At 72.4% G+C, this 17,894-nt stretch carries 15 protein-coding genes; 5 read left to right on the top strand and 10 right to left on the bottom strand.

Features of this window, described 5'->3' with window-relative positions; all coding sequences use genetic code 11:
* Positions 1–144: 144 nt before the first annotated feature.
* The 5 genes from ACIP9D_RS20000 to ACIP9D_RS19980 all read right to left on the bottom strand — a co-directional run bounded on the left by ACIP9D_RS20000 (position 145) and on the right by ACIP9D_RS19980 (position 4,839).
* Positions 145–1,338, bottom strand: a complete 1,194-nt coding sequence (locus tag ACIP9D_RS20000; RefSeq protein ID WP_350876130.1) for an FAD-dependent oxidoreductase — start codon at positions 1,336–1,338, stop codon at positions 145–147.
* Positions 1,339–1,430: 92 nt separating this feature from the next.
* Positions 1,431–2,375, bottom strand: a complete 945-nt coding sequence (locus tag ACIP9D_RS19995) for an RNA polymerase sigma-70 factor (protein WP_350876132.1) — start codon at positions 2,373–2,375, stop codon at positions 1,431–1,433.
* Between the two features lie 65 nt (positions 2,376–2,440).
* Positions 2,441–2,857, bottom strand: a complete 417-nt coding sequence (locus ACIP9D_RS19990) for a YeeE/YedE thiosulfate transporter family protein (RefSeq protein ID WP_400449074.1) — start codon at positions 2,855–2,857, stop codon at positions 2,441–2,443.
* On the bottom strand, positions 2,857–3,447 hold the full coding sequence (locus ACIP9D_RS19985) for a YeeE/YedE thiosulfate transporter family protein (RefSeq protein WP_400450474.1): 591 nt from the start codon (positions 3,445–3,447) through the stop codon (positions 2,857–2,859). The genes ACIP9D_RS19990 and ACIP9D_RS19985 overlap by 1 nt, the downstream gene beginning before the upstream one ends.
* 723 nt (positions 3,448–4,170) lie before the next feature.
* A complete protein-coding gene (locus tag ACIP9D_RS19980) occupies positions 4,171–4,839 on the bottom strand; it encodes a maleylpyruvate isomerase N-terminal domain-containing protein (RefSeq protein WP_350872939.1) in 669 nt (222 codons plus the stop codon).
* Positions 4,840–4,958: 119 nt separating this feature from the next.
* Between ACIP9D_RS19980 and ACIP9D_RS19975 the strand changes: the two genes are divergently transcribed.
* Entirely contained in the window at positions 4,959–5,411 is a 453-nt protein-coding gene (locus tag ACIP9D_RS19975; protein WP_350872938.1) for a YbhB/YbcL family Raf kinase inhibitor-like protein, read from the top strand.
* Positions 5,412–5,417: 6 nt separating this feature from the next.
* Here ACIP9D_RS19975 and ACIP9D_RS19970 read toward each other — a convergent pair whose 3' ends face one another.
* The gene (locus ACIP9D_RS19970; RefSeq protein ID WP_350872937.1) at positions 5,418–6,305 is read right to left on the bottom strand and encodes a phosphatase PAP2 family protein; all 888 of its coding nucleotides are present in this window, start codon (positions 6,303–6,305) and stop codon (positions 5,418–5,420) included.
* A gap of 72 nt (positions 6,306–6,377) precedes the next feature.
* Between ACIP9D_RS19970 and ACIP9D_RS19965 the strand changes: the two genes are divergently transcribed.
* A complete protein-coding gene (locus ACIP9D_RS19965) occupies positions 6,378–7,073 on the top strand; it encodes a DUF3159 domain-containing protein (protein ID WP_350872936.1) in 696 nt (231 codons plus the stop codon).
* A gap of 282 nt (positions 7,074–7,355) precedes the next feature.
* Here ACIP9D_RS19965 and ACIP9D_RS19960 read toward each other — a convergent pair whose 3' ends face one another.
* Positions 7,356–10,250: a glycoside hydrolase family 48 protein gene (locus ACIP9D_RS19960; protein ID WP_350872966.1), complete on the bottom strand. Its 2,895-nt coding sequence runs from the start codon at positions 10,248–10,250 to the stop codon at positions 7,356–7,358.
* Between the two features lie 846 nt (positions 10,251–11,096).
* On the opposite strand from ACIP9D_RS19960, the gene ACIP9D_RS19955 reads away from it, so the two are divergent.
* The 3 genes from ACIP9D_RS19955 (at position 11,097) to ACIP9D_RS19945 (ending at position 13,236) form a co-directional block, all read left to right on the top strand.
* A complete protein-coding gene (locus tag ACIP9D_RS19955; protein WP_350872935.1) occupies positions 11,097–12,419 on the top strand; it encodes a GH1 family beta-glucosidase in 1,323 nt (440 codons plus the stop codon).
* A 224-nt stretch (positions 12,420–12,643) separates the two neighbouring features.
* Positions 12,644–12,769, top strand: coding sequence for a hypothetical protein (locus ACIP9D_RS19950; protein WP_350872934.1), 126 nt, complete (start codon positions 12,644–12,646; stop codon positions 12,767–12,769).
* A gap of 5 nt (positions 12,770–12,774) precedes the next feature.
* Positions 12,775–13,236: a nuclear transport factor 2 family protein gene (locus tag ACIP9D_RS19945; RefSeq protein WP_350872933.1), complete on the top strand. Its 462-nt coding sequence runs from the start codon at positions 12,775–12,777 to the stop codon at positions 13,234–13,236.
* Positions 13,237–13,374: 138 nt separating this feature from the next.
* Here the strand turns inward: ACIP9D_RS19945 and ACIP9D_RS19940 are convergent, their stop codons facing one another.
* The 3 genes from ACIP9D_RS19940 to ACIP9D_RS19930 all read right to left on the bottom strand — a co-directional run bounded on the left by ACIP9D_RS19940 (position 13,375) and on the right by ACIP9D_RS19930 (position 17,800).
* The gene (locus tag ACIP9D_RS19940; RefSeq protein WP_350872965.1) at positions 13,375–13,788 is read right to left on the bottom strand and encodes a roadblock/LC7 domain-containing protein; all 414 of its coding nucleotides are present in this window, start codon (positions 13,786–13,788) and stop codon (positions 13,375–13,377) included.
* A gap of 5 nt (positions 13,789–13,793) precedes the next feature.
* Positions 13,794–16,289 (bottom strand): nitrate- and nitrite sensing domain-containing protein, encoded by a 2,496-nt coding sequence (locus ACIP9D_RS19935; RefSeq protein ID WP_350872932.1) that lies wholly within the window; start codon positions 16,287–16,289, stop codon positions 13,794–13,796.
* Positions 16,290–16,387: 98 nt separating this feature from the next.
* Positions 16,388–17,800 carry an FGGY family carbohydrate kinase gene (locus ACIP9D_RS19930; RefSeq protein WP_350872931.1) on the bottom strand — a complete coding sequence of 471 codons (1,413 nt, stop codon included), beginning with the start codon at positions 17,798–17,800 and terminating at the stop codon, positions 16,388–16,390.
* Between the last annotated feature and the right edge of the window lie 94 nt (positions 17,801–17,894).

Genomic DNA, 17,894 nt, shown 5'->3' with positions numbered 1-17,894 from the left:
CGGCGCTCCGAACCGGAATGTGAAAGGCGCCGGACCGATGCAGAACACCAGGTCAGGGCCTTCGCCACCGGTCCACCGTCGGCACTCGAGCCCGGGAACGCGGCGGGCGCCCTCGCGTCGGGGGCACCCGCCTCGCTCGGTGCGCTAGGCCGATGCCCGGAGGGCGGGACCCGCCGCTCGCTCCCCCGTGACGCGGCGGCGCCGGGTCGGCAGCCCGAGCGTCGGGTTGGCCACGCCCCAGGCGGCGCCCTTGCAGACCAGCTCCTTGTAGACGGCGGCGAGCCGACCGGTCAGGACCGCCGGCTTGGCGCGGTCGTCGGCGGTGACGTACTGGATCAAGCCCTCCTTGCGGCCCAGCGAGATGCACTGGTTGAAGTAGCGGATCGGCGCATTCGGGAGCTTCCCGCCGGTCAGGCGCGCCGCGATCGCGTCGGCGGCCTGCCACGCGGCCGGAGTTCCCGAGGCGCACGACATCCGCAGCGGCTTGTCTCCGGGGCCCATCGCCATGGCCGCGTCGCCGATGGCGTACACGTCCGGGTGCGAGACCGAGCGCATGGTGCCGTCGACCACGATCTGGCCGGTGCCGGTGACCTCCAGGGCGGTCGCCTTCGCGATCGGGTGGACCGCGAAGCCGGTGGTCCAGACGGTGACCGCGGCCGGGATGCCCTTGCCGTCGGCGGTGGTGACGTGGCCGGCTTCGACGCCGGTGACGGCGGTGTGCTCGTGCGCGGTGATCCCGAGCTTGCCGAAGACCTTCCGCAGGTGCGCGCGGCCCTTTGGCGAGAGCCAGTCGCCGAGGCCGCCGCGGGCGGCGAGGGCGACGTCGAGGTCCGGGCGGGCCTCGGCGATCTCGGTCGCGGCTTCCACGCCGGTGAGCCCGCCACCGACGACGACCACGGTCTGCCCGGCGTCGAGTCGGGCCAGGCGCTCGCGCAGCCGGAGCGCTCCGGGGCGGCTGGCGATCTCGTAGGCGTGCTCGGCGGTCCCGGGGACGCCCTGGGCGTTCCAGCCGCTGCCGAGGGCGTAGACGAGGGTGTCGTAGGCGAGTTCGTCGGCGCCGTTCGCGTCGACGACGGCGACGGTCCTGCGGTCGACGTCGACACCGGTGATCTTCCCGAGCCGCAGTTCGATGCCGGTGCCCGCGAACATCTCGCGGAATGGCCGGGGCTTGAGGTCCTGGCCGGTCGCCAGCTGGTGCATGCGGACGCGTTCGACGAAGTCGGGCTCGGCGTTGACGAGGGTGATGGCGACGTCCTCGCGGCGGAGCCGCTTGGCGAGACGGCCGGCGGCGATGGCTCCGGTGTATCCGGCTCCCAGGACGATGATCCGGTGCTGCATTTCGCTGCTCCTGTCTGCGCGGGCTTGCCCTTTGAACCGGGCGGCCCGCCGTTTCCTGACAGCAGCGCGATGTGAAGCAGCTCACGTAGGGGTCAGAAGGCCCGGAACAGAGGCTCCCCGTGCTCGGCGGCCGCCCAGTGCGCGGTCGCGCGTTCGAGCTTGTCGGGGTTGACCTGGTTGCGGCACGCCGCGATCCCCTCGGCGGTGACCTCCAGGCACATGACGCCGACGACCCGGCCGTCCACGACGGCCAGGACGGCGGGGTCGCCGTTGGCGGTCCAGGCGTAGATCTCGACCGTGCCGCCGAGCAGGGCACGTTTGGCCTCGCCGGGCTTGAACAGGCCCCGCAGGAACTTCGCGACCGCGACGGCGCCCTCGACCGCCTTGGCGCGAGCCGGGACCTTCCCACCGCCGTCGCCGACCGAGACGGCGTCCGCGGTGAGCAGGCGTACGAGCGGCTCGATCCGGCCGCTGGTGGTGGCCGCCATGAACTCCTCGACGATCCGCCGGGCGGCGGCCTTGTCGATCTCGGCGCGGGCCTTGCCGTCCGCGATGCGCCTCTTGGCTCGGTGCAGGATCTGCTGGCTGCCGGCCTCGCTGATGTCGAGGATCTCGGCGATCTCCCGGTGCGGGTAGTCGAAGGCCTCCCGCAGCACGTACACCGCCCGCTCGTTGGGCGAGAGGCGCTCCAGGAGGGTGAGGACCGCGTACGAGACCGATTCGCGCTGCTCGGCGGTGTCGGCCGGACCGAGCATCGGGTCCCCGCCGAGCAGCGGCTCGGGAAGCCACTCGCCCACATAGGTCTCGCGGCGCGCCCGCGCGGAGGTGAGCTGGTTGAGGCACAGGTTGGTGAGGGCCTTCGTCAGCCAGGCCTCGGGAACCTCGATGCGGTCGACGGCGGCGGCCTGCCAGCGCAGGAACGTCTCCTGCACGGCGTCCTCGGCCTCCGCGGAGGAGCCGAGGAGGCGATAGGCGATGGCCTCCAGGCGGGGCCTGAAGGCCTCGAACCGGTCGACGTCGTTCGCCATCAGCGGCACGGCTGGATCCTAGCCCGAGGGACGCGAATCAGCCGCGATGGCGGTGTCGGTGGAGCCCCTGCGGGCTACCGCTCGCAGGACCCGCTGTCGAGGTGGAAGTACCTCGTGTTGGCCCAGCGGCAGAGCCGGATGCCGACGACAACGCCGGCGATCGTGACCAGGGCAGGAAGGTACCCGCTGGCGACCTGCACGATCGGGATCGCCGGACAGCCACCCGAGATCGCCCAGCCGGTACCGAACAGCACCGCGCCGGGGATCACGCCGGCGTGGATGCGTCCCGGGGTGCGGCGGACACGCAGTACCGCGAACACCACGACGATGATCGCTACGGCGCCGACGAAGGCCAGGAACATGCGGGGATCCTGGAAGGTGAACATGCGGTTCAGTTCGGCGTAGTCAGCGAAGCCGATGTTCGTGACGGTGAAGCCGAGGGCAAGCCCGGCGATGATGTTGGCGACGAGTATCCCGCCTCGCGTACGCATCAGATCACCTTCCACAGCAGAAATGACACCAGGACGCCGGTGCCGAAGAAGACGGCGGTGGCGACGATGCTGACCGGCTGTAGTCGGCCGCAGCCGTTGAGCCCGTGACCGCTGCTGCACCCTCCGGCGAGACGGGTGCCGAAGCCGACGAGCACACCGCCGACGAACAGTGCGCCGATCATTGCGATCGGCTTGTCGGTCACGATCCGGCCGAAGGCGTCGCCCATGTCGAGGCGGAGCTGGAATCTGCCGGCGGTAACGGACGCTACCCACCCGCCGACGAAGATTGACAGAAGCAGGGCGGCCTGGCTGACCAAGGGTGCCGGGAGCATGCTCGCCATGGAGGAGCTCCCCGCCGTCGGCGGCCGCACCTGCTGTCCCGGTGTCGGTGCGTCTGCGTGCGGAGCGCGAGGCGCGGCAGGCGCAGGCGAACCGGCTCCGAAGTGGTCGGCGGTGGCCACGGCGAGAGCGTCGGCGAGGACATGTTCGTCGGCGAACTGGGCGTTCACCCGTTCGACACGGCGTTCTGCGCGCCAGTGCAGCACACGGTCCCACGCACCGGAGACCCCGAAGGATCGATCGGTCGTCACGGCGTAGTTGATGGTGGTGAGGGCGAGCCCGGCGGCCCCCGCCCACCACGGCCAGTATCCAGTCATGCGGAGGTCGCAAGCCAATCTGTGAGTCGGGTCCACCATCCGATCCGCCGGGGCGCCGGTGGGGTCGATGGGGTTTCGGAGGGGTGGGGGTCCTGCGGGCCTGGTTCGGCGTTCGGGCCTTGGGTGGGCACCGGTGCCGGGTCGGGCTGCCGGGCCGGCACCGCCGGCGATTCGAACCGTTGCGAGGAGCCCGGACCGAGCCGTGACGGTGATGTCTGCGGCGTCTTGGTCCCCGCCGAGCCAGCGGCGGCGGCGCCTCGCAGGTGCAGCGCGTCGGAACCGTTCGGGAGGAGGGTGATCGGCACGAGCCGGCCCGTCCTGGACAGCTGGTACCGAGCGCACGTCTGCCAACCCTCGGCACTGTCGCAGTAGTGGTCGCGCCAGTTACGCAAGCTTGCGTTGAGCAGCGGGAAGAGCGGACAGCCCTGAGCGTGTGAGCAGCCCATGTTGCTCCGATCTGGCCAGCGTCACCCGCGATTGGGCGAGATGGCATGAGCTGGAGGGGTAGGTCTCGGTCAGCGAGCTTACATACCGAATAGGCGATTAGCGATACCGAGGTGATCAAGTCCAGCTCTACCTGATCAATGGCTTCGCCCCGGGCTGCCTCGACCTGGGCGCGGACGGACGTCCGTTGTCCGGGGCGGACAGAAACCGGGGTCAGCCGCCGAAGGAGAGCCAGCGGAAGCCGGCGGCGTCGACCACCGCCCGTTCCCGGTCGGTCAGCGGCGTCCGTCCGGTCGTCTTGCGGATCAGCGTCAGCCGGTCCCAACCCAGCTCGACCGGGACCGACCGCCCACCGGTGAGCAGGTCGGCGACCACCTCCGCGGCGACCGGGGTGAGCCAGGGCCCGCGGTGCAGCGCCGCGGCGAGGTCCAGGCCGTGCACACCGACCTCCACCACCCGGGTACGCAGGAACTCGGTGAGGCTCATCGCGTCGCCGTGCCGGGTGCGGACCACCCGGTCGGTGGGCGCGACGGCGACCGCCGCGTCGGCGGCCCGCCAGGCCCGGTCGAAGTCGACCACCAGTGCGAGGCCGTCGAGCTGTCGCGCCTCCCGCCGCCCGCTGTCGATCCGGGCGGCGTCGACGTCGGGGGTGAACTTCGCTGCGCCGAAGTACTCAGCGGCGTCCACCTCCGCCCGGTCCGGGGCCGGCGCGGCGAGCATGTCGGTGAGTCGGCCGGCGCCGCTGCGGACGTGGGCGAGCAGCTCTCGTACGGTCCAGGGCTGGCAGTCGGTGGGCCGGTCCAGGTCCGCCTCGGCGAGACCACGCAGCACCTCGCCGAGTCGCGCGCACTCGTCCCGGAATGCCGCCCGTACCGTCTCCACCGTTGCCCCCCGTCCGGCTGCCGCCCGTACCCTCTCACGACCCGAGCCCGGCGCTCCGGCCGTTTCGGGGCCGGTCCGGCGGGTACGCGCGACCGGGACCGAGTGAGGGGACGCCACCGATGGCCGGGATCATGATGCGCAGCACCGCGTTCAACGACCACGATCTGCTGCCGGACCGCTTCGCCCGCGACAGCGGCAACGTGTCGCCGCCGCTGGAGTGGGGGCAGGTGCCCGAGGGGGCGAACGAGCTGCTCCTGCTGGTGGAGGATCGCGACGCCGGACGTGAGCCGTTCCTGCACTGGCTGGTCACCGGCATCCAGCCGGTCTCCGGCGGCATTGGCGAGGGCGCGGTGCCCACGGGCGGCCGGGAGTGGCCCAACGGCTTCGGGGAAATCGGCTGGGGCGGGCCGCAGCCGCCGCGCGGGGACGACCCGCACCGCTACTTCTTCCGGCTCTGGGCGCTGAACCGCCCGCTGGACCTGCCGGACGCTCCGCAGGCGGCGGACGTGCACCAGGCCATCACCGGCCACGAGTTCGCCAGCGGGACCGTGGTGGGGTTGTACGCCCGCTGAGGGGTCTCAACCCTTGTGCCGGGGCACGAGCCGGTGCACCACGGCGAGGACCAGTGCCATCACCACGGCCATCGTCCCGGCGATGCCGGTGGCGCTGCCGGCGTAGCCGGCGAAGAGCGCGCGTCGGCCCAGCTCGTCCGGGTCGACCCCGCGCAGGTCCACCAGCCAGGCCAGGGCGACCCCCGAGGCGACCAGGGCGAGCACGCCGCCCACGCCGAGCACCGTCGCGGCCGCCCGGTGCGCGTCGCCGGCCGAGAACTGGGCTTGTTCGCGCTGGGTGATCAGCAGCACCAGCCCGGCCAGCGCCGCCCAGACGCCCACCACCAGGAAGGCGGCGACGGCGTCGCTGGGCCGGTGCCATCCAGCGGAGAGCGTCGCCACCCCGGCGACGGCCGCGTAGCCGGCGCCGATGAAGGCGCCGACCGCCCGGACCTTGGCCGGTAGGACCAGCATCAGGGCCACTGCCACCGAGGCCGCGACCGTGGTGTGCCCGCTGGGCAGGCTGTTACCGGCGTAGACGCGTTCCAGGTCGATGCCGAAGTCGGGGCGGGAGAGGCCCCATTTGAGCAGTTGGGTGGTGACGTTGGCGCCGGCGATCAGCAGGGTCGCGGTGATCGCCAAGGCGATCCGGCCGCGCATCAGCGCGATGAACCCGATCACCGCGGTCGCGGCCAGCAGCGAGACGACCGACATGGCGTTGAGGAGCCGGTCGACCGGACCGTCGATGCGGTCCTGCCCGATCCGGTTGCCGGTCAGCGCCACCGTGTCGAGCCACTGCCCGACGCCGGTGTGCATGGCCACCCGCCACACGGCGAGGAAGGCGGCCGCCTGGATCAGGGCGAACAGGACCAACCAGACCGCTGTCCAACCCCGCGCCGTCGCTCGCACCCGCACACCGTAGCGATTGGCCGGCCCGGACCGGCCGGTGGGCCGCCCGCTAAATTTTAGGCGACGTGAGGAGGTGACGTGGGCGCCACACCGGAGCACGATGCCCGCCCGCCGGAGCCGGACACCGGCCGGCCGGAATCGCTCGCGGACCTGCTCGGCGGCCGGGGCGGCGCGATCGACGCGACCCTGCCGCCGGTGGCGTTCGCCGCCGGTTGGCTGCTCGGCGGTGAGTCGATCTGGGCCGGGGTGGGCGCCGCGGTGATCACCGGAGCCGTGGTCGCCGGCTGGCGGCTGCGCCGGGGCGACCGGCCGCGTTCGGTGCTGATCGGGCTGCTCGCCGTCTGCGTGGCCGCGCTGATCGCCCTGCGGACCGGTCGGGCCGCCGACTTCTTCCTGCTCCAGTTGCTCTCCAACGCGGCGAGCGCGTTGGCCTGGGCGGTCAGCATCGTGCTGCGCTGGCCGCTGCTGGGTGTGGTGGTGGGCGCCGCGCTCGGCCAGCGCAGCCGGTGGCGGCGGGATCCGGCACTGCTACGCGCGTACGGGCGTGGCAGTTGGGTGTGGACCGCGACCTACCTGCTGCGGGTGGCGGTGTTCGTGCCGCTCTACCTCGGCGGTCAGGTGGTCGCGCTGGTGGTCGCCCGGGTCGCGTTGACCTGGCCGCTGGTGGCGGCGGCGCTGGCGCTGAGCTGGGTGGTGGTGCGGCGGTCGCTGCCGCCCGGCCATCCCGGGCTGCGCCACCCGGTCACCGCGACCGACGGCGAGACCAGCACATAAAGGGAGAGGCCGCCACGGGGGGAGCGGCCTCTCCGGTGACGTACGTTACTCCGTCACGGTCCGACGCGTGATCCCGTGACGGCCTCTTTTTGCGGGCTTTTTCGCGTCGGGTTCATGTCCGGGCGGTGGGGTGGGCCGGCCGACCCGCTGCGTCGGCCGGATGGCCGGCCCACCCCGGCCTGACCGTGGGTGTCAGGCCGCCCGCCGGTCGGGCCCGGCGCGCCCCGGGGCCCCGACCGGTGCCGGGGCGGGCGCCCTGGGCCGCCCACCCCGGCTCGGGAGTCAGCCGTTGGGGAACAGGGCCCCGTAGTCGGCGTACGCCATGGCGACGTCGGCCTGGGCCCAGAACCGGTGGTAGCTGAACTCCGGCTCCGGCCCGCCGTTCAGGTACGCCTGCACCTTGGGCCACGCCGGGTCGTTCTTGTAGAAGGAGCGGATGTCGAGGAAGCTCTTGCCGGCGGCGATCGCGTCGCCGTTGGGCATCGTCCCGGTCCAGCCCGGCGGGACGTAGAGGCCCTGCCCGGTGCCCGCGTCGTAGACGTCGTCGAAGCGCCGGTAGTCGCCGCGCTTCTCCACCGTCGAGACGCCCTTGGCGTCGCTCGCCGCGTGCAGGGCGTCGAGTAGACCCTTGGCGGTGGTCTTCGCCGGCGCGTCACCGGACTTCGCCGCGTACGCGATCAGGGTCCGGGCGTACGCGGCGGCGACGCCCACGTCCTGGCCCTTGCTGATGACCTCGACGTGCAGGTTGGTGTTCGGCTGCGGATTGGTCGGGTTCCAGGTGGTCGGCTGGCCGGTCCAGCGCATGTCGGACGGGATCGACCAGTTGGCGCCCAGGGTGGTGTTGGCGATGGCCCATGGCACCCACTTGTCCAGCAGCGCCTTGGCCCGGGTGTTGCCGGTCTGCAGGTACAGCTCGGCGATCCGCTGCATCGACCAGGCCTGCATGCCGAACCACTGGTTGGACGGCGGGTCGTTGTAGACCGGGTCGACGTCGTAGTACATGCCGTAGAAGGTGGACGTGCCGGCCGGCGGCTGGCCGTAGTTGCCGCCCCAGCTGTTGGTGGCGCCACCGGCGATGCCGCCCTCGGCGGACTGCAGCCAGGTGTAGAACTCCAGCTGGCGCTCGAAGCTCTTGGTCCAGTCGGTGACCGCGGTCGGCGACTGCGGCTTCAGCTCCGGGGTGTTGGTCAGCGCCCAGGCCGCGAACGGGTTCTGGTAGCCGAAGTGGTTGTGGCTGGAGCCGATCCGCCAGGACCAGTTCTGGCTGGTCTCGTACGCGCCGCCCCAGGCGTAGTACCAGGAGAGCAGGTAGTGCGCGGAGTCCCGGCCGCTGCCGGCGGGGCAGGTGCTGGCCCCGACGCAGTTGCCGATCTTCTTGAAGTACTTGTCGAACATCGCGTACCGCAGGTAGTCACCCATCTTCGCGGCCTTGGCCACGGTGGCCGCCACGTCGGCCTGCCGGCCCTGCGCCTTGGCCCAGGTCAGCGCCCAGTACGCGGCCTGCACGGCCCGGGCGTCGGCGTCCGGGGCGTTTGTGTACTTCCACTGCTTGGCCGGCGCTGCCGACTCCTTGACAAAGAGGTCGAGGTAGCCGTACCGGCCGCCGGCGGTGAAGGTGTCGCAGGACGGCTGCGGCACGGTCTCCCAGACCGATTCCTGGGTGCCGCGCTGGAAGGTGTTGATGTACGCCGGGCGGGTGGTCTTGTCGCCGCAGCGACCGAAGCCGTAGGTGTTGTCGACGTCGATCAGCCAGTGCATGCCGTAGATGTCGCCGGTGCCGTAGGTGGACTGCAGCTCGCCGCGCAGCGGGTCCTGGCCGACGGGCACCGAGGCCTCCAGCGCCGACGGGTACTGGCTGGGCAGGTCGTGCTCGGCGGCGTACTGCGGGGTGCCGGCCGCGCCGGCAGTCGGCTGGTCGGCATGGGTCGGAATTATGTACTTCTCCATGACCGTCCAGGCGTTGTTGAACGGCGCCCAGTTCCGGGTCACCCGCCCGTACTGGGCCTCCAGCCAGAGCCAGAAGCTGAACGCCTCGGAGGTGGTCTCGTGCCCGTGGTCGGGCGCCTCGACGATCAGCGTCTCCACCGAGTGGTACGGCACTCCCTCGGGGCTGAAGTAGCCGGAGTTCTTGATCTTTCCGTACTGGTCGAGGAACCGCTCGGTGTACTCGTTGTCGCCGCCGCCCGGGGCGTCGTTGTCGATCTCGGTGGCGGTGATCGCGAGCGGCGCGTACCCGGTGGCCGAGGCGGTGAGGGTGGCGGTGCCGCCCATGGTGTCGGCGTCCTCGGCCGCGGCGACGCTCACCGTGGCCCCGGTGCTCCAGTTGGCCGGGGTCAGCGTCACGCTCGCCGGCGAGACGCTGATGTCGACGTCCCCGGTGCGGGTCAGCGAGACCGGGACGTTGGCCGTCGGCGCGGCGCTGAGCTTCAGGGTGACGGTGCTGCTGCCGCCCTCGGCGACGCTCACCGCCGACGGGGTGGCGACCAGCACCGGGCCGGACGCCGGCGCCACCGTGAACGACCGCTCCGCGATGGCGGTGAGGTTGGCGTTGTCGTACGCCTTCGCCTGCACGGTGTACGACCCGGCCGGCAGGTCTTCGAGGGTGTAGCCGTACGGGGCGGTGGTGTCGGTGTTGACCAGCAGGCCGTTGCGGTAGAACTCGACCTTGCTGATGCTGCCGTCGGGGTCGCTCGCGGTGGCGGTCAGCGGCACGTCGGCGGGGGCCTCGAAGGGCCCGGCCGGCACGGTGAGCCCGACCGCCGGTGGCTGCTGGGCGGTGCCGCCGCAGGTCACGCCGTTGACCGAGAACGAGGTGGGCTTGGGGTTGCTGCCGGTGTACGACCCGTTGAAGCCGACGCTGGTGCTGGCGCCGGTGCCGAGGTTGCCGTTCCAGGATTCACTGGTGGCCGTGACCTGGTTGCCCGTCTGACTCCACCGCGCCGACCAGCCCTGGGTGACCCGTTGGTCGCCGGGGAAGGCGAACTGCAACGTCCACCCGTTGATCGGGTCGCCGAGGTTCTTGATGGTCACGTTCGCGGTGAAGCCGTTGTTCCAGTCGTTGGTCGCGTAGACCACGTCGCAGGCCGGTGCGGCCTGGGCGGCGCCGGCGGGCACGGTCACCCCGACGACGGCCAGCGCGGCGGCGGCGAGCATCGCCAGCCGGCGGCGGTGGGCCAGATTTCTCATGTGCGCGGTGTCTCCTCGGGCCAGGCCGGGGTGCTGCCCCGGCGGGGCGCCGTGCCGCGCGGGTGGTGGCGTGCGGTGGGGTCACGGTCGCCCGGAAAGGTGGTCGTCCCGGCCCGGTCGGGGTACGGCGGAGGGGGCCCTCATCGGGACACCGGTCCCGCCGGCCGCGTGGTTGCCGTACCGGATCTGTGCCGGCTGCCCTCAGCGACCACACGTTGCGCGCGAACTGGCTCCCTGACGCGCTGAATCGACAGTGTTACATGGAAGCGCTCCCACGACAAGGCGTACGAGCGCTCCACCAGCTCCTTGTTTCGATCTCGTTTTGGGTCTTTCACAAAGCCGTGACGGAGGTTACAGTCGCAGCATCGTCGATGGGAGCGCTTCCATTGATGGTGGTCCAACTAGAAGATCGCCGAGTTCGTTCCTGTGACGGGCTCGGGGACCAGCCCGAAGGCCGACGGCGGGCCAGCCCGGACACCGCCGTCAGCCATCATCCCGCCAACCGGAGGGAGGTGGATCCGAAGCCACTCGCGTGGCCCGGCTCCCGCGCGACACGTACGGCAGGACGCCAATTCCGCCCGTGCGTGTGCAGCAATGGTGGGGACGGGGGTTGCCCTCCCCCGTCCCCACACTAACCGCCCGTACACGATGGGAAAAGAGGCCGACGGGACAGGCGCGCCGCGCCGCCCGGCCGGCCTCGCTCGCTGTCCGGGCTCCCGACCTCCCACCGCGCCGCCGCACCCACCCAGCCGGCCGGGTGCCCGGCCGGCGGCGGCTGTCCTATTATGGGAGCGCTCCCGGCCCTCGGGCGGTGGGCCCGTTACCACGAGGAGAACCATGACGATCCTGAGCTTTCCACCCGGCTTCGGCTGGGGTGCGGCCACCTCGGCCTACCAGATCGAGGGGGCGGCCAAGGAGGACGGCCGGGGTGAGTCCATCTGGGACACCTTCAGCCGCACGCCGGGGCGTACCCGCAACGGCGACACCGGCGACGTGGCCGCCGATCATTACCACCGGTACCGCGAGGATCTCGACCTGATGCGCGAACTCGGGCTGCGCAGCTACCGGTTCTCCATCTCCTGGCCGCGCATCCAGGCCGACGGCACCGGCGCCCCCAACCAGCGCGGCCTGGACTTCTACCGCCGGCTCGTCGACGGCCTGCACGACCGGGGCATCACCCCGATGGCCACGCTCTTTCACTGGGACCTGCCGCAGGCGTTGCAGGACGCCGGCGGCTGGGAGGCGCGCGACACCGCGTACCGGTTCGCCGACTACGCCGACGCCGTGTTCCGCGCCCTCGGTGACCGGGTGCCGAACTGGCTGACCATCAACGAGCCGAAGACGGTGGTGCAGAACGGCTACCTGCAGGGGCACCACGCTCCGGGCCGGCAGGACCCCGACGCGGCCTACCTGGTCGCCCACCACCTCCAGCTCGCCCACGGGCTGGCCGTACGGGCGCTGCGAGCCACCGCCACCGGCGCCCGGATCGGGCCCGCGCTGAACCTGCACCCCTGCTACCCGGCCGACGACTCGCCCGAGGCCGCCGCCGCCAGCCGGCTCTACGACGGCTACGAGAACCGCCTCTACCTCGACCCCGTCTTCACCGGTCGCTACCCGCAGGATGTGCTGGCCGACCTCGGGCCGCAGAGCCGGCTGGTCCGCGGCATCGCCGACGGGGACCTCGCCGTCATCGCCTCCCCGGTCGACCTGCTCGCGGTGCAGTACTACACCCCGATCTACGTGACCGCCGACGGCGGCACGCTGCCACGCTGGCCCACCTCGGAAGCCGAATGGCAGCAGATCTACCCCGACGGCATGTACGACATCCTGACCCGGGTCACCCGCGACTACGGGCCGGTGCCGCTCACCGTCACCGAGAACGGTCTGCCCACCCCGGACACCCTCGGCGCCGACGGCACGGTGGACGACGCCGGGCGGATCAGTTTCCTGCGCGACCACCTGGCCGCCGTGCACCGGGCCCTGAACGCCGGGGTGCCGCTGGAGAGCTACCACGTCTGGTCACTGCTGGACAACTTCGAGTGGGCCGAGGGCTACGACCAGCGCTGGGGGCTGGTGTACGTCGACTACCCCACCCAGCGCCGGGTCCTCAAGCGCAGCGCGCACTGGTACCGCGACGTGATCGCCGGCAACGGTCTCTGAGAACACCGGGGCGCGAGCGCTCAGGCTGGCGATCTGCGGGTCGGCACGGGGTGGCACGGAATGCCCCGCGCTGACCCGCTTCGCCCGATGTCGGATCTTGGCGTCGCAGGCGGCCTCCTGCTTCCTCGGTCACCCGGTCCTCCACCGCGTTACTACCGGAGCGTGCTCCGCTTGTGCGCGACGCGCATGCGGACGGTGCTCCGCTTCTAGAGTGTTGTCGGAGGATGGGCACTGACCAGGTACGCGTCGGCCTGGTGGCGCCCGGAACGGTGGACACCGAGGTGGCCTCGCGCCTCCGCGACGGCGTACGGGAGGCGGTCATGCAGCAGATCGGAGACCTGGAGTTGTGAGCGACATGAGCGGCCAGCGATCCCTCCTGCCCGGTCTCGTCAGTGACGCCGACCATCTGAGCCTGTCCCGCCTCGTCGGCGAAAGCGGCTGGCGGGTCGACGCCGGCCAGGCCGGCACCCTGTTCGAACTCTTCACCGAAGACGGCGTGCTCGACCTCGGTAAGCCCTGCCGGGGCCGTGACGCGATCCGCGCCTGGGGCCAGGAACTCGACCAGAACAATCCCTACCCAGGCATCCGGCACCTGGCGTCCAACATGCGCTTCGTCGCCACCGGCGTCGACGCCGACGGCCGTGACACCGCCGAAGGGGTCACCGTGCTCACCGTGTACCTCGACGACGCCCACGGCCGGCCGATCAGCACGCCCTGGGTCGTCGGCGAGGACCACGACAAGTTTGTCCGCACCGACATCGGCTGGCGCTTCACCCACCGCACCTGGGTTCAACTGTTCAGCCGGGACCCGGCGTAGCCCAAGCCGCGATTGGCATCACGGCAGGGCCGCCGTCACACGCACTCTCATCGGCCGACAATGTGCACGTACGAATCGAGCAGCGTCTGAGAAGGCGCTGCCCGGTCCCGGGTCCGACCGACCCGGGACCGGCTCCGATCAGCGGGGCAGCGCCTGCTGCAACTCGGCGCGCAGCGCCGGGGTGAGCATCTCCCCCGCCTGCTTGGCCAGCCGGGCCATCTCGTAGCCGACCACGCCGATGTCGGCGTCGGCCGCGGCGAGGGTGGCCAGGATCGAACCGTCACGCACCTGCATGACCAGGAAGTAGCCGCGGCCCATCTCGACCACCGTCTGCTTGACCACGTCCCCGTCGAACATCTGCGCGGCACCCGAGGTGATGCTCATCAGTCCGGAGGTCACCGCGGCCAGCTTGTCCGCGTTGTCCCGGGGCAGGTGATCGGAGATCGCCACCAGCAGTCCGTCGGAGGAGACCACCACCGCGTGCGCCACGCCGGGCACCCGCTCGGCGAAGCCGCTGACCAGCCAGCTGAGGTCCCGCGCCTCCTGACTCAACGTCGTCACTGTCGTCGTCCTCCTTCACTGTGCGCGCCCAGCGGCGGCACGGGTAATTCGGTGGTGTCCTCGGCCTCGGCGCGCCGCACCCCGCCGTACAGGCGGGAGAGCATGCCACCGACCGCCTCCGGATCCGGTTCGTGCCGGGACGGCGCCGGCTCCGGGCGGGCCGACCGGGTCACCGTGGCGAGCTGCGCCATCGGCACCCGGACCGGCAGACCGCACGCGTTGGTGCCGCCGGTCACCGGGGCCGACGGCGGCGCGGACGGCGCGGGCTGCGCCGGCGCGGCCGCGCCCTGCCGGGACCACCAGCCGCTGCCGCCCGCCGGTTCGGCGGCCGGGGCGAGCACGTTCTCGGCCCGCACCGGCACCGGCCGGACCTGGCGGGGCACCGCCGGTCGGCGACCCGCCACCGGCAGGTCGGCCGGGCCGGCAGGGGTGGCGGTCTGCGCCGCGGTGGCCAGCATCCGCGCCGGCACCGACTGGTCCAACGACATCGGTGGAGCCGGTGCCAGCAACTGCGCGGGCAGCCTGAGCACGGCCACCAGCCCGTCCTGCCCACCGTCGAGCCGCACCCGTACGCCGAGCCGAGCCGCCAGGTGGCTGACCACGAAGTGGCCCATTCGCTCTACGGTCGCCACGTCGGCGGCCGGCGGGCTGGCGAGGACCGCGTTCGCCTCGGCCAGGGCTGTCGGGCTCATGCCGAGGCCCCGGTCGACGATCTCGATGATCGCGCCGGCCCCTTCGGCGCGGGCGGTGACCGAAACCGTGGTGTCCGGCCGGGAGAAGGCGGTGGCGTTCTCCAGCAGCTCCGCCAGGAGGTGCACCAGCTCCCCCACCGCGTGACCGACGATGTGCAGCTCGGCCACGGACTCGTGGCGGACCCGCTGGTACTGCTCGATCTCGGCGGCGGCCGCGAGCAGCATCGTGCCCAGGCCGACCGGCTGCTGCCACCGCCGGGTGGACTCGGTGCCGGCCAGCACCAGCAGGCTCTCGTCGTTGCGGCGCATGCGCGCGGCCAGGTGGTCCAGTTTGAACAGGTTCTCCAGCTGGTCCGGGTTGCTCTCCTCGCGCTCCAGGTCGTCCAGCAGCTCCAGCTGCCGCTCCACCAGCACCTGGCTGCGCCGGGCCAGGTTCACGAACATGGCGTTGACGTTGCGCCGCATCATCGCCTGCTCGACGGCGACGCTGACCGCGCTGCGGTGCACCGCGACGAACGCCTCGGCCAGTTCACCGATCTCGTCGAGCGAGCGGACCACCGCCGGCGCGACCTCGATGTCGGGCACCCCGCCGGTGACGGTGCGCAGCTGGTCCAGGGCGTCCGGCAGCTCGACCTGGGCGATGCGCAGCGCCTGGCTGCGCAGCAGCCGCATCGAACGGGCCAGCGATCGGCCGATGAGGATCGAGATGAGCAGGGCGACCAGCAGCACCGCGACGATCCCGCCGACCACCAGCAGGGTGGCGCGCAGCTGGCCGGAGCTGGCCTCGTCGGCCTGCCCGACCGCGTCGTTGAGAACCCCCGCCTCGACCTGCTGGAGCAGCTCCTGCCGCTCCTCGCTCGCCGTCCACCACTGCGAGGCGGGCAGCACCGCCGGCGCGGCGTCACCGGTCGGCAGGCTCTGCTCCTCGAGCCGGGCGGCGGCGACGAACGCCGGGTTCACCGAGGTCTGGTCGTAGCGGCGGATCTGGTCGCTGCTCGCGGCGACCCGGAACGCGCCGAGCGCGGTGAGCTGCTGGGCGCGCAGATCGGAGAGGACGACCTGGTCCTCCGGGCCGTACCGGCCGGCCCGACCGGCCGCGTAGAGCTCGGCGCGGATCCGGGAGGAGAGCTCCTTGACCCGGGCCAGCTGCACGTAGCGCAGCACCGCGTCGCTGAGCGCGGGACGGTCCGGCCCCGGCGTCGGCTCGGCCAGCAGATTCAGCAACGCGTCGATGGCCCGGTGGTAGTTGCTCAGGATCGTGTCGCTGCTCAGCACCGCCGGCGGCACCGTGGGCCGGATGTAGATGACCTGGTCGTACGCCTCGAGCACCTCGGAGTACGCGACCCGCCAGGACGCGTCCGCGTCGGCCAACGGCACGGCTGCCCGACGCAGGTCCTGAATGGCCTGATCGGAGGCGGTCTGCAACGGCTCCAACGCGTCGATCGCGGCGTCGCGGTCGGCCACCCCGCCAACCCGGCGCAACTCGGCCAGCTCGCCCGCCGAGCGGTCGCGCTCCTGCTGGATCCGGTGCACCGCCACGGTGATCTGCCGACCGATGCCGACCTGCTCGGCGAAGTCGCCGAGCGCGGTGGTCCGCCCCACCAGGGCCTGCGTCTGCACGCCAGCCAGGACCAGGAACGCCACCGAGGGGACGATCAGGACGGTGGCCAGCTTCGTCCGCATCCGCCAGTCGCGCAGTCGCAACGGCGAGCGGCGCCGGTGCGGTACGACCCGGACGTCGAAGCGACGCCGGCGATGGTTGGACACCGCGCCGCGCGCCGGGTCCGCACCTACGCCCACACCTGCCTCCTCCGCCCCTCGCGTCCGCCGCGCCTGGGGAGCGGAGTCCATCCAACCAGGCCGGGAGGCCGTGTCAACGGCTCGACCGAGGCAGGTGCTCAGGAAGGATACTGCGGGCGGGACGGTCCTGTCGTGGTCGGCAGGACCAGCTCATCCGTCCGGCCGATGTCGGCTAGGTCGACCGCCGCTCCCAACCGTCCGAGCGCCACCAAAGCCGCACCGGTCGCACCGATCTCCGGGTTGCGCTGGTGCGACACGGCCCGCGGCGCGAGCGCCGTGGCGAACGCCTGCCGCCACCACACCGACGCGGCCACCGCGCCGCCGCCCAGCACCACCGCGACCTGCCGGTCGATGGTGGACTCCATCACCCGCAGGTCCTCGGCGACCATCTCGCACAGGCCCTGCATGAGCCCGGCCAGGATGTCCACCGCCGTGGTGCCGAAGCTCAGCCCGCGCAGCTCGCCGGAGCCGGCCGGGGCCAGCCCCGGCGGGCGGTCACCGCCCAGGCGCGGGTCGGCCGGCAGGCCCCCGCCGGCCGGCACCAGCGCCAACGCCGCGTCCAGCTCGGCGCCGGCGGGCAGCCGCAGCTCCCGCTTCGCCCACGCGAACAGGTTGCCGCCGGAGGAGTACGCGGCACCGGTCACCACGTGGTCGTGGTCGACCCGGTAGCGCCAGAGCCGCTCGGGCAGCCGGGGCTGCTCCTGGCCGGCCGGCAGCCGCTGCATCAGCCGCACCGCCGCGGAGGTGCCGACGGTGACCGCCGCCCGGGTCGGGTCGACACACCCCGAGCCGACATTCGACGCCGCGCCGTCGCCCACCGGCGCCGACCAGCGGGCGTCGGCCAGCCCGGGCCAGCGCTTCGCGTGTTCCTTGCGCAGCCGCCCGTGCCAGTCCAGCGGGGCCAGCTCGGGCAGCTCGGCCAGACCGGCGCCGGCCAACGCGAGCGCCTCGTCGTCCCAGTCGAGGGTGCACAGGTCGAGCAGGCCGGTCCCGGAGGCCTGCGAGATGGACATCGGCGCCGCCTCGAGCAGCTCACCCAGCACGTACTCGACCAGGCCGGCGAAGCGGGTCACCCGGCTGCCGGCGCGCTCGCGCAGCCAGGGCAGCCGAACCGACCAGTACGTGCGGTGCCACCAGGTGCCGGTGCGCTGGTGGTAGTCGTCGGGGTCGGCCGGGCCGGTGGCCGACGGCAGCGGCTCAGGGCGGGTGTCCAGCCAGGTGAGCACCGGGCCGAGCGGCTGCCCCCCGCCGTCCAGCGGGATCACCGAGTGCCACTGCCCGGAGATCGCCACCAGCGTCACGTCGCGCAGGTGCCCGGCGTCGGCCAGCTCGTCCAGGCACTCCAGCAGACAGGCGTAGTAGGCCCGGGCGTTCAGGGTGCCGGTGCCGTCGTCGCCGATGGCCAGGCTCACCTTGCGCCGCGCCAGGGCACCCGGCAACGGCTGGGTGTCCTCGTCCAGCACCAGCCCGCGTACCGAGGAGGTGCCCAGGTCGAGCGCGAGAGTGTTCATCGCCGGTCAAGTTACCCGCTGCGCGCCGCGCCCAAGCCGCGTCCGCCCCGGGGTACGCCGGATCGGCTTCCCCGGCGCCGGTCCGCCGCGTAGG

The sequence above is a fragment of the Micromonospora sp. NPDC093243 genome (assembly GCF_044753725.1).
GTDB lineage: Bacteria > Actinomycetota > Actinomycetes > Mycobacteriales > Micromonosporaceae > Micromonospora.
Note: the sequence above shows the minus strand (reverse complement) of the source record. Positions and strands in the feature narration are given on the sequence as shown.

Excerpts from the sequence above, each read along its gene's own strand:
- ACIP9D_RS20000 (WP_350876130.1), bottom strand. The coding sequence starts at position 1,338 with ATGCAGCACCGGATCATCGTCCTGGGAGCCGGATACACCGGAGCCATC.
- ACIP9D_RS19955 (WP_350872935.1), top strand. The coding sequence starts at position 11,097 with ATGACGATCCTGAGCTTTCCACCCGGCTTCGGCTGGGGTGCGGCCACC.
- ACIP9D_RS19930 (WP_350872931.1), bottom strand. The coding sequence starts at position 17,800 with ATGAACACTCTCGCGCTCGACCTGGGCACCTCCTCGGTACGCGGGCTG.
- ACIP9D_RS19975 (WP_350872938.1), top strand. The coding sequence starts at position 4,959 with ATGGCCGGGATCATGATGCGCAGCACCGCGTTCAACGACCACGATCTG.
- ACIP9D_RS19990 (WP_400449074.1), bottom strand. The coding sequence starts at position 2,857 with ATGCGTACGCGAGGCGGGATACTCGTCGCCAACATCATCGCCGGGCTT.
- ACIP9D_RS19945 (WP_350872933.1), top strand. The coding sequence starts at position 12,775 with ATGAGCGGCCAGCGATCCCTCCTGCCCGGTCTCGTCAGTGACGCCGAC.
- ACIP9D_RS19950 (WP_350872934.1), top strand. The coding sequence starts at position 12,644 with ATGGGCACTGACCAGGTACGCGTCGGCCTGGTGGCGCCCGGAACGGTG.